7 protein-coding genes and 3 pseudogenes are annotated in these 11060 nt (G+C 69.1%); 1 reads left to right on the forward strand and 9 read right to left on the reverse strand.

All coding sequences use genetic code 11. From position 1 onward, the window contains the following. Positions 1-323 precede the first annotated feature (323 nt). From ACIGJO_RS30405 to ACIGJO_RS30430, 6 genes and pseudogenes are all read right to left on the reverse strand, one after another. Positions 324-419: pseudogene (locus tag ACIGJO_RS30405) on the reverse strand (IS5/IS1182 family transposase); the annotation flags it as partial. Further along, a pseudogene (locus tag ACIGJO_RS30410) lies at positions 419-533 on the reverse strand (IS5/IS1182 family transposase); the annotation flags it as partial. The pseudogenes ACIGJO_RS30405 and ACIGJO_RS30410, both read right to left, overlap by 1 nt. A 275-nt stretch (positions 534-808) precedes the next feature. Further along, positions 809-1088: pseudogene (locus ACIGJO_RS30415) on the reverse strand (IS5/IS1182 family transposase); the annotation flags it as partial. Positions 1089-1414: 326 nt separating this feature from the next. Next, positions 1415-1651, reverse strand: coding sequence for a hypothetical protein (locus ACIGJO_RS30420; protein ID WP_399963629.1), 237 nt, complete (start codon positions 1649-1651; stop codon positions 1415-1417). 80 nt (positions 1652-1731) lie between these two features. Beyond that, positions 1732-2043, reverse strand: coding sequence for a hypothetical protein (locus ACIGJO_RS30425; protein WP_399963631.1), 312 nt, complete (start codon positions 2041-2043; stop codon positions 1732-1734). Positions 2044-3442: 1399 nt separating this feature from the next. Beyond that, on the reverse strand, positions 3443-4855 hold the full coding sequence (locus ACIGJO_RS30430) for an MFS transporter (RefSeq protein ID WP_399963633.1): 1413 nt from the start codon (positions 4853-4855) through the stop codon (positions 3443-3445). A gap of 61 nt (positions 4856-4916) precedes the next feature. Between ACIGJO_RS30430 and ACIGJO_RS30435 the strand changes: the two genes are divergently transcribed. After that, positions 4917-5588, forward strand: coding sequence for a TetR/AcrR family transcriptional regulator (locus tag ACIGJO_RS30435; RefSeq protein ID WP_399963635.1), 672 nt, complete (start codon positions 4917-4919; stop codon positions 5586-5588). 158 nt (positions 5589-5746) lie between these two features. Here the strand turns inward: ACIGJO_RS30435 and ACIGJO_RS30440 are convergent, their stop codons facing one another. The 3 genes from ACIGJO_RS30440 to ACIGJO_RS30450 form a co-directional block, all read right to left on the reverse strand. Further along, positions 5747-6160, reverse strand: coding sequence for a CU044_2847 family protein (locus tag ACIGJO_RS30440; protein ID WP_399963638.1), 414 nt, complete (start codon positions 6158-6160; stop codon positions 5747-5749). A gap of 4 nt (positions 6161-6164) precedes the next feature. Continuing rightward, complete coding sequence (locus tag ACIGJO_RS30445; RefSeq protein WP_399963640.1) at positions 6165-9686, reverse strand: trypsin-like peptidase domain-containing protein; 3522 nt, start codon at positions 9684-9686, stop codon at positions 6165-6167. 660 nt (positions 9687-10346) lie between these two features. Next, entirely contained in the window at positions 10347-10535 is a 189-nt protein-coding gene (locus ACIGJO_RS30450; RefSeq protein WP_399963642.1) for a hypothetical protein, read from the reverse strand. Positions 10536-11060 lie beyond the last annotated feature (525 nt).

Consider the following 11060-nt stretch of genomic DNA (forward strand, 5'->3'; position numbering starts at 1 on the left):
AGGTTTGGGATGCGGTTACGGGAGAGCGGGTCGTTGAGTTCCCGAGCGGCCACCCCGCCGGGGCGCTTGCGGTGGCGGAGGTGAACGGCAGGACCCGCGTGATCACCGGCAGCAGGAATGGGGTGGTGCGGGAGTGGAACCTTGCCACCGGCGGGCCGGTCGGGCCGGAGCTGGTGTTTCCGTCGTCTGTCCGTGCGGTGGCTGTTGCCCCGGACAGTCGGCTGGTGGTGGGGTTCGGCTGTGAGGTGGCGGTACTGGCCCGTCGTGACCGGGTCCGGACAGCGCCGAAGAGCATGGGCGTCTGCGAGGTGCGACGCCGGTGTTCAGGGACAGCGGCGGGGCCGGTGGCTCCAGCGGTGTGTGGTCCACGCTCGACGGATCAGACTCCGTACAGCGATAGTCACGTCGGCGAGATCGAACCGCCACCGGGCGCCTTGGTGATGCAGCCATCCACGGCGATCCGATCCAGGGCGAGGCCGACGATCAGGTCGTAGGACCCCCAGCGCGATCCGCTTGAGCTCGGCGAAGACGCCCCGTATCCGGTCCAGGTCGGTGAGGCGGCGGTGCAGGATCCTGTGACGCTCTCCATCGAGAGAACCATCGTTGTTCCGTCAACCGGATACGCACCCGGCGACGTCGGCGTCAAGGAGTACCAGGTCAGTACCTGCCCGCTCCGCGTCGTCCAGTTCGGCGGGAAACGGCGTCGTCGCATGTGTTCTTGCCACAAGTGGGCCACGATGTCTTCGGGCTCATCAGTACTGTTCACGCGGCCATCATCGGGCAGGCTCCCCCCTGCGGATACTGGTGTTCACTGACGTGGGCGGCGGTGGCAGGTGAGAATCGCGGCGACGACGAAGGCCAGGAAGCGCTCGGCCTTGCGCCCGTAGCGGCTGTGGAGCCGACGGCAGCCGGCCGGCCAGGACACGGTTCTCGCTGCGTCCTCGGTGACAGCCGAACCCTTGCGAAAAATTGACACCCTCGTGGGCGATGCGGTGCCGAATGCCGCGGCTACCGAACTATCGCAACAGGCAGTCACAGCCGTACACCTTGTCGGCGTGCATTTTAGCCGGGCGTCGGCGGCGCGGGCCGGCAGCAGCCGTTCCACCAGATCAGTCGGACAAGAAACAACGAACGATCACATCAGAGCAGACGAGACCCGAATACCCGGGCCGGTTTGGAGCCACCCACTATTGGCGGGCGAAGCCGGCCTGGACAAATGGTCCGTTGCTCGTTCTCGGGGGGGGGACCCTGGAGACCACTCCATTCGCCACCATGGCGAGCATGCCCATGGACCGGTCCATCCCGCCACGTTCGAAGCCCGCACCGGCAAAAGGTACTGCGATGGATGATCCCGCCCTACGCCTCTGGTCCTGATGACCAGAGAGCAATTGGCCCGCAGGCGACCGAATCGCGGTCAGCCCTGCTTGCGTGTCAGCGCTTCGGCGCGAACGTCGACGCGGTAGTTCTCGACCAGGTCCGTCAGGCGCTCGACTATCTGTTGAGGGTCGCCCTCGGCGCTCACCTCCGGAACATCCAGCTCCGTGACGCTCTCGCCTGCCTGCGGCGTGAGTCTCGCCACCGGTGCATCGGGGGGCGATGCTGCGAGAGCCGTGATGAATCCCTGGGAATCATGAGTGATGGAAACGCGCATGCCTATCCCTCCGGTACCTGCTGTGACCTTCCGGACTGTCCGCTGTCCGCTGTCCGCTTGATTGATCGGCCGCGGCTCGCTCAGGGGGTGTTCCGAGTGAGGTAGACGGTGTAGGAAGTCACGTTTCCTTGACCGGCCAACCCGCTATTCCTCACCTTCACCCAGAGGTAGGACTGGACATTACCTATGTCGCCGGAGCCGATATCCTTCTTACCCATCGATATGTCGTCAACCGTGAGCCAGAAGAGCGTCTGCCTGAGAGTGGTGACCGGGTGCGCGGAGACACTGAACGTCCCTTGGTCGAAGTATGATTCAGGGCCCCATGTCAGGCCCCCGCGTGCTCCCACGGGTACGCTTTGGACTACGTAATAGGAATTCGTCTGAGTGGCCATCACTTCTCCCGAATCCGGTTCGACCCTTGTGTCGTGCGACCGTCTGCATTCACCGAGACCGTTGCAGATCCAACTGATTCCCTGCCGCCCGGCATTTCGCGAAAACGAGTCGAGCGTGCAGGCGGGTGTCGCGATCCCAGTGCTCTGCTTCTCAATTCACAAAGATGATCCCGATCACCCGGTCGCGCAGTCGATCACGCCGACATCACCCTTTGTTTCACGATTCACCGACCGAGTCGTCGGGCCCGTTGCTCAAAGGCACGCAAATCTTGACTCGTAGCTTCCTGTTCGGCAGTGAGTCGGTCCGGCATGAGCAGGCTGAAACGGCAACGGGCTCTGCCGACAGCCAAGTTCAAGGCGCTTCTGCTGTACCTCGACGAGCGGCAGCGCCGTCCGCTGATAGGGCTGAGTCCCCGCTTCCCGGCCACGACGGGATCAGAGCGGCCTCCCGTGCACGCCGGTGTCCGTGGGGCAGCGTCTGCGGGAATGCGGAACGTCGGCTCAGGAGAAGCAGGCGCTGGGACGGGTCCGCCGACCTGGCGGCTGCCGCAAGAACGCGTCGTCGACCTGTGAACCCAGCCGTTGGCAACCGCTTGTCACGCTGGTGGCCCCGACGTACGCGGAAATCCCCTGTCGCCGCTTCACCGGACCCGCGAAATCCACCCACATGCACCGTGAGGCTCGGCATCACTCCCCCGGCATGCACTCCGCACGTACGCGAGGGGAGGCTGCCCCGCCCCGACAGCGTCGGGAACCGACCCGAGGGCGAAGTGGCCGAACAGGACCTCCGAGCGATGCCGTCAAGGCATGCTCGTGCGATCCAGGTCCGTCGAACAGGTCCGAAGCCGGCCGTCAGCGCGAGCGCGTAGGTCATCGCGCGGTTCTCCGTCGGGGACGGTCCCGCTCGGTCCCGCCTGGCCGCAGCGGGGCACGGGGCCCTCGGACACGACGGACACGACCTCGCGGACCGCCAGCAGTTCGACATGCTCCACGACCTCGATCCCGCCCACTGACCGCCCCTGGTCATCAGGATGCTGATAACCCGTTCGGCAATCCGCCCGGGCTGCGGGACGACAGGGCCCGCAGCCAGCTCCTGCGGCCGCGGGCCCGTCGACGGTCTGCACTGACGAGCGGCGCGCACAGCTCTCAGGTCGTCGTCACCCTGCCAGACGCTCGATGTCCTGATACGCGAGTGCGTCCCATGCCTCCTGGCCGGCATCGTGACGCCGATGATCGGCGCACACGCGGCCGGTCCCGCCCGCGCGTGCGGCATTACCGGCACGCCCCGGGCCGGCCACAGTGATCGAAGAGAACGTGCCAGGGCCGGGCGGGGTCAGCCTGCCCCCATCGACACCGGTCTCTCCGCTGGTGGATTGCGCCGGGGGCGCGGAGCCATGCCTCAACGGCGGGCCCGCCACGCCGTCATCACAGCGACCAGCGGTGCGAGCACGAACAGGCCGAACATCCAGCGTGCCGTGCTCTGCAGGTCGGTGACAGCCGCGCCGTCGGAGAATCCGATCACGTTGGCAACCATCCCGGCCAGCGCCGAGCCGAAGGCGGTCGCGGTGAGCTGGATGGTCGTGACCGAGGAACCGGCGAGGTCCTGGTCCTCCTTCGGCGCCAACTGCAGCACCCTGGTGAGCAGATGGGGCCATGCCATGCCGATGCCCCAGCCCAGCAGGAGCAGCCCGGCGCCCACCGCCACGACGGTCGCGACAGTGTCCGAGTGCACCGGGCCGGCGAAGAAGAGTACGACGAGCCCGATCAGGGAGAAGACCGGGCCGGTGCCGATGATCAGCCCTCTGCGGTGCTGCATGCCGCTGCACGCGATCGAGCCGAGCGTCCAGCCCGCCGCCAGGACCGCGCCCAAGTATCCGGCCGCCAGCGGTCCGAGCCCTTGTAGCCGCTGTCCGAAGTAGGGCACGTAGACCTCGACGGTACTGGAGAGCACCAGCAGCACCATGGTGATGCAGACCAGCCGCAGCCGAGCGTCCGGGCCGAATGCGGTGGCCGGGATGAGCCGGAGCGTCGTACGCCGCTCACGTCGCAACCAGGCAGTGAGGAGCAGCGTGGCCGCCAGGAGACCAGCGGTGTTGACGGCGAGCCGGGACGAGATGCTGGCTGCGGAGATGAGCAGCACGGCCAGGCCGAGCAGGCTCACGCTCCCCCAGGGAATGCGCGGGGCCGACTCCCCCGCCGTCCCTCCGGGCAGTCGCACCGCGCCCCAGAAGGCGAAGAAGAGCAGGAACGGCAGAAGCCCCCAGAAAGCGCCGCGCCAGAGGTCGAGTTGGGCGAAGAGGCCGCCGAGAGCGGGGCCGACGAGCGTCGCGACGCCCCACATGGCGGAGACGAGCGCCATGGCGCGTGGCCACAGTGCCTCGTCCAGTGTGATGCGGACCATGGCGTAGGAGAGGGCGAAGATCAGGCCGCCTCCAATGCCCTGGACAAGGCGTCCGGCCAGCAGGACGGGCATCGTCGGGGCGAGGGCGCAGATCACCGTTCCGGCCGCGAGCAGCAGTGCCGCGAAGCGGTAGCTGGAGCGCGGGCCGCGTGCTCCGAGGACGGCGGAGGCGGCCGTCGACCCGAGCACGGACGCGAACACGAAGATGGTGGTGGCCCAGGCGTACAGATTCGATCCGCCGATGTCGGCGGTGACCGACGGCAGGATGGTGGTCGCCAGGTAGACGTTCACGGCATGCAGCGCGACGCCGGCCGCGAGCGTCGCCGCGACCGCCCCGTGTTCGCGGCCGAGCAGCGCTCCCCATCCGGCTGGTGACGGCGCCTCGGTCGGTTCCTCGCTTCTGATGGTCACGCGCTTCCCCTCCGAGAGATTCATTACGTACCGGAACGGAACCTAACACTAGACTGGCGGAATGGCTGAAGCGAAACATGCACCCAGCGGCCGGGCCCCGGGTGGCCGCCCGCGCGACGCGTCCATCGACCAGGCGATCCTCGATGCGGTGCTCGACCTCCTCGACGAGGTCGGGTACGCCCGGCTCACCGTGGAGGCTGTGGCACGGCACGCCGGCACGACGAAGCCGGCCGTCTACCGGCGCTGGAAGACCCTGCCCGGCTTGGTGCTCGACGCCCTGACCGCTCGCCTGGGCCGTCTCGAACCGCCCGCAACCGACTGCACGATCTGCGACCTCAGTGACGCCATCAAGCTGTACGTCGCCGCATTCCAGCGCATGCCACCGGACGCACTCGCCTCACTGCTCGCCGACTACGGGGACGATCCGCAACGTCGCGAGACGTTCATGGCCGCCCTCTTCGACCCGCCCCGGACCGCCGTCGGCCAGGCGCTCGACGCCGCCATCGCGCGCGGCGATCTGCGCGACGACGTCGACCGGGACCTGCTGCTCGACCTGCTCGCCTCGCTGGTCCACTACCGCGCCTTGTTCGGCCACGCCGTCACCAGCGACGACGAAGTGGAGCGGGCTGTGCACACATTGCTGCGGGGAGTCGCGGTCGACTATCCGAAGCTGGTGGAGATCAGCCGCAAGAAGGACGGGGATCCACGGATCCACCACCGCCACACGGGATGACACGGGTCACCCCGAGCGCCGCCCCGTCCCCGCCTGCGGCGAACGCCCCGAGCGTCACCCCCGCGTCACCCCCGCGTCACCCCCGCGTCACCCCCGCGTCAGCCTGATCATGCGGGGGCATCCGGTCGCGGCAGACCGGGCCGAACGTTGGCTGGGACTCAGCCCTCGGCCGAGGGATCTGCCGGAACGGCCGGACGGCCCTGCAGCTGCCGCTCCCCCGCCGGTACGTGTTCCCCCCGTGCCCAGGTCAGCCGAATGGTGAAGTTCCCCTCCGCCGCCGTCTTGGCGATGATCGCGCCCGCCTCGGCGTTGATCTTCACTCCGAGCTCGACCTCGACCGTGTCCGGCGGGCTGGGCATGGTGGTCATCCGGTCCAGCAGCACGGCGGCGGCCGCCCGCACCTGGTCGATACTCTCGGACAGCGAACGCGCGGCCGTACCCGCGATCTCCCCGGGCCGGGCGGCCCGTACGATCCCGGAACTGCCGGACGGCACCTCCACCATCACTCGTTCGCCCGCACCTTCGCCCTCGCCGTCCAACGGCACCCAGATGAGCTGCGCGTCGTCACCCACGCGTTCACTTCCTTCCCTCACACAGAGGCCCCCGATAGGCACCGGGCGGCACGTTCTCGTTCACCGCGGGTGGCAGCGTTTCGTCTCCGAGGATCCGGCACAGCCTTGTCATCCACCCGCCCGCCCTGCCGACGGACGGTGCCTTCACGGGCTTCTCCCCGGGGACGGGGAGCCGCGCGAGTGGATCACCCTCGCCCGGCCCGACGACAGCGACCACTCCCATGGAGTCCAGGACCACGGAAGGTCTGTCGGCCGGTCCGATCAGGTCCAGGCCCATCCAGGTCTGCCCTTGGCCGATGACGCGAACAGGCCCGTCGCCCGGTGTGGTCGCGGCCGACGTCCCTTCGCCCTCGAAGGAGTACACCAGCGGCTTCGCCCCGGTGGAACCCACGGAAATCCCGCTGACCGGAGTCAGTTGTGTGCTGCGTTCCTGGTGGAGGAGTCTGCCGTCGTCGAGGTCGTGGACGGCGATGCGGTGGGACGGCGACGACAGCCCCTTCCCGGTGCCGACGTCCGTCTCGACGATCCCCAGCCGGGTGAGGTCCGGGCTCACGTCCATGGACACCGTCCTGTCCATGGTGCTCCGCAGGCGCATCACCTCCCGGCCGACGGGTGCCGCTCCGGTCAGGTCCCAGGACTTCACCACCGTGATCGTCTCCTTCAACGACACGCTCTCGTCGGCCACGGTGATCAGCCGGTCGCCCCCGTCCGTCGGCCACAGTTGATCGACAGCGTCCGGAAGGCCGGGCATGACCTTCTTGATCCGCCCGTCGGCGGTGTTCCAGAGCACCAGTCTGCCGCCCTCCCCGAACAGACCCGTCTGGCCGAGCAGCACCTTGGACCCCTGGTCGAAGGCGAGCCGGGCGTACTGGGTCGGCAGTTGCAGCCCGGGGATGTCGGGAAGCGTGGGCATCTCAAGTCCGGGGATCTCCGGCCCCGTGTCAATGTCCTTGGGGAACGGGTCTCCGCCCCGGGGGGCTTCCAGGTCCAGGATCCGACCGGTTGCGACGGTGAACAGTCGCGCCGCCGTCCGCTGCGGGTCCGGCGGTTTCGTGAAGTCCGGGGTGAGGCCCGTCGAATCCGCGAGTGCCACCATCGTGCCGTCCCGGCTGACCGCCATGACGTCCCCCTTGTGCCTCGTCTCCACGCGCCGGAGCCCCGAGGCGTCCGTACGCAGGACCACGACTTCACCGTCAGCGGTCCGCGCGGCGACCACCTTCGCCTCCCCGTCGGTGACGGTCTCGACAGGCAGGCGCAGCGGTTCGACCACGGCGTTGGTGGCGCTCTTGTACCGGGGCGCGAGCAGGTCGGCGAATCCGAACCGGGCGTACATCTCCCCGAGCCGCTCCCGCGTGCGCGGAGTGTCCTGGGTGCGGTAGGCGCGCAGGGAGAGCAGCAGCGCCGTGTACGACATACCGAAGTCCGCCGCGTTTCCCCCCAGTTCGGCGTCGCGGGACTGCTGGACCAGCACGTCCGATGCCTTGGTGGCCGCGTCCTGGCTGATGTCCTCGCGCCAGGCCCAGCTGCCGAGCCCCGCGAGCAGGGCGAGGACGACGCCCATGGCGGCGAGCGCGGTCAGGCGCCGCCGGGCGCCCTTGCCGCTCGCGTCGATGAACGTCTCCTCGGCGGGTCGCAGTTCGCCGGTGTGGGCGGCCCGCCAGCGGCGCGCGTCACGGAGGTCCTGTCCGCGCAGCAGCCGCCGCGCCGGGCGGTCGTCGGCGGACCACAGGGCGATACGCCGGCGAAGCCCTTCCTGCCACATGCGGAAGTCGCGGCCCTGCGCCACGTATGTGCGCAGTCGGTCCCAATGGGTCAGCAGCGTCTCGTGAGCCAGCTCGACGGTCTCCTGCGGCGGACCGGAGTCCGGCTGGTAGTCCTCGCCCGGGACGAGCAGGCGGGTGGTCATCAGGCGCTGGGCCAGCCGCCATTGCTCGGAGCGGAGTTCGGAGCGGGCCAGTGTGCGGCGGGTGGGGGCGAGGCCGTCGTCACCGGGGTGGACGAGCTGGACCAGCAGGGCGCGGGCCGCATGCTGCTCGGTCTCGGCGAGGGCGCCGGTCCAGACCTGTTCGGCGTGGGTGACCAGTGCGTCGTGGACCCGTCCGAGTGACTCGTACGCGGTGTGTCCGATGCGCCCATGGCGCTGGCGTTCCCACAGTTCGGTCAGGGTGAACTCGAGCAGCGGCAACCGGCCGGGGTCGCTGCCGACATCGCTGAGGATGCGGTCGACCAGTCCGGGTTCGTAGGTGACGCCCGTGCCCGTCAGCGGCAGCTCCACCGCGGCCCGTAGTTCGGCATCGGACATCGCGCCCACCGTGAAGAGCCGTTCGCCCGAGAGCAGGGGGGCGAGACCCGGGTGGGCCAGGGCGGGAGCGAGGAAGTCGGCGCGCAGGCTGGTGGCGAGCCGCATCCGGGAGCCGGGCTGCAGGCAGTAGGCCAACGCGGTTGCCAGGGCGTCCAGTTCGCCGCGAGCGGCGACGCCGGTGCCGATGAGGGCTTCCTCGAACTGGTCGGCGACTACGAGCAGCTGTTCCTTGCCCTGCCGGGCGAGCAGCCGTTCCACCACTGCGGGGAGCTGCCCTTCCCGTAACAGCCCCGCCAGAGCCGGCAGTTCGGCCAGTCGGGCGGTTTCCGTGAGGTCGGGCTCCAGCCGGGGCAGCAGGGCGAGCGCGAGGGCGTCCAGCGGGGCGCGCCCGAGCTGCCCGGGGCGGAAGACGACGATGTCCAGCTCGGTCCGCTCGCGCAGCCGAGGCAGCACGCCTGCGTGCAGGAGGGAAGACTTGCCGCAGCCCGACGGTCCGACGAGGCTGGTCGCCGGGGCGTGGGCGAGCAGGCCGGCGATGCGTTCGGCGGGTTCGGCGCGACCGTGGAAGAGGCCCGCGTCCTGCTCCCCGAAAGGCTCCAGGGAACGGAAGGGGCAGGCGGGCAGGGTGCTGGAGGCCAGTGCCGACCAGCTCTCGCGCAGGGTCCGGACCGGAATCAGATAGGCGGTACGTACGTCGGCCCGAGTGTCGGCGGCGACCACCATGCCGACGACGCCCCCCTCGGCGACATCCCAGACCGGGGCCCCGGAGAAGCCCTGCTCGACCCGGTGCTCGCTGGCGGGATCGGTGTCGTACTGAAGCCAGCCGGCGCCGGTCGCACCGCGCAGCCAGCCGACGCTCCAGGCGCCGTCGTCGTAGCGGTGCGGGAAGCCGAAGGCGCGCACCCGGCGGTCGGAGCCGGCCGCGTCCTCGACGAGGCGGGCGATGGGAGCCTTCGCCGGTGGATCGACGAGAAGTTCCAGGACCGCGATATCACCGGAGCCATCAGGCCGGACCGGTGTCCAGGAGCCGACCCGCGCGGGCACCCTGGTGCCGCGCTCAGCGAGCGGGAAGTCGACCCATAATCGGTCGCCGGGTGAATCCTGGGTGTCCGGCGGCAGACCGAGCGCCGTGGCCACCACGTGCGCACACGTGATGACCTCGCGCGGCCCGGCGCGGAACCCGGCCCCTTCAGGGCGTCCGTCGGCACCTAGGATCCGTGCCACCGAGGCATCACTGAGCGCTGTGCTTCCCGGTTCCATGGTGTCCACCCCCGTGCACCAGATCCATGTGAAGGCGCTGAGCATATCCAGGTATCCACCGATGTCCAGGGGTGGTTCCGGACACGGCCCCAGACTCCGCCCCGTCCGTACTCCGGCTCGGTCCCTCCCTCCCGCATCGGCGGCCGTCCGGACGTCTTCCCCGGCACCGGCAGATCCACCACCCCGGCGAGGCCCTGGCATGCCACTCGATCTACGGGCAGTTGACGTTCCGCCGCAGAGGATCCCTACCCAACCCGCCGCACGCGCCCGCCGAATCAGCGCGGGCCGTCAGCAACTCGACACCACCGAGCCGAGAGAGGTACGCAGATTCCACCCGAACGTCGACAGGCACTCCCCCGCCCCGAAGAGGCGCAGGGGCGGAGAGCCCGGCGGGCCGAGTGCCCGGCCCGGAAAAGCGTTGCCGGTGCGCCACGCATCCCGCGTTGCCGGGGTGGCCGCAGGAGTCGTGAGGCAACGCGCGGGGACCGCACCGCCCGTGAGCGACCGCCCCTTGACGTACGCCCGCTGTCCCTCGGTGGCGAGGACACAGACAGCAACCCTGCGCGTGCTGTGCCAAAGGACTCCCACCAGTTCAGGACCGTGACGGAGTGCGGCCGCGCGGGCCTAGCTGTCTTCCCCGCTGTCGCAGCGGGAGTTCCGCGCCAGCGCCAGTGCGCTGATGGACAGTGCGCCGACGACCATCAGGAACAGCAGTTGGACACGCTCGGGGACGTTCTGCGCCTTCAAGTGAAATTCCCCGCAGTTGAATTCGTAGTTGCTGCCCGGGGTGGTGGCCGCATCGTCAGCGCTCATACTTTCAGACATGGGGGCAGGAGACAGGATCGCGGGCAACGCGTCAAATTTATGGATATGGGGACGTTCGGATGACCGAAAGGTGTGAGTTGTTCGAGCCTCGGCGCATCCCTTGCATGGAGGGGTGCTCCCCGTGAAGTGCCCCGGGCCCCCCGAACTGATGGGCAGTCAGTGAGATGAGAGCCATGCCGCGAACCCGCTTCCCGCAGCGGTGGCGACAAGCGCGAGCAGCCATCCGGGGACTCGCTGAATCGTCAAGACCAGCCCGCCGCATCGTAGTTCGAAGGCCGGTGGGGACGCTCTCTTTTCGGGCTCGATCCTGCTCATGCGTGCTCCTTCGTGGCGATGAGATCCGTGTCAATAGTTCAACGCAAACCGCAGGTGGTACGCCACGTGGCGCTTCGTGGCGGATAGCGCGGTTCTCCACTTGGTGACGGCGGCCGTGGCAAAGTCCAGGTGTGCGGCCAGCCGAGTCCAGGCTGATGGCCACCGGAAATCCAGGTGGACGGCCGTCTGATCAGTGGT

This window comes from Streptomyces sp. NPDC079020 (genome assembly GCF_044542225.1).
Lineage (GTDB): Bacteria > Actinomycetota > Actinomycetes > Streptomycetales > Streptomycetaceae > Streptomyces.

Bases quoted from the DNA above. Each gene is read 5' to 3' on its own strand.
- ACIGJO_RS30420 (WP_399963629.1), bottom strand. From the start codon at position 1,651: ATGCGCGTTTCCATCACTCATGATTCCCAGGGATTCATCACGGCTCTC.
- ACIGJO_RS30425 (WP_399963631.1), bottom strand. From the start codon at position 2,043: ATGGCCACTCAGACGAATTCCTATTACGTAGTCCAAAGCGTACCCGTG.
- ACIGJO_RS30435 (WP_399963635.1), top strand. From the start codon at position 4,917: ATGGCTGAAGCGAAACATGCACCCAGCGGCCGGGCCCCGGGTGGCCGC.
- ACIGJO_RS30450 (WP_399963642.1), bottom strand. From the start codon at position 10,535: ATGAGCGCTGACGATGCGGCCACCACCCCGGGCAGCAACTACGAATTC.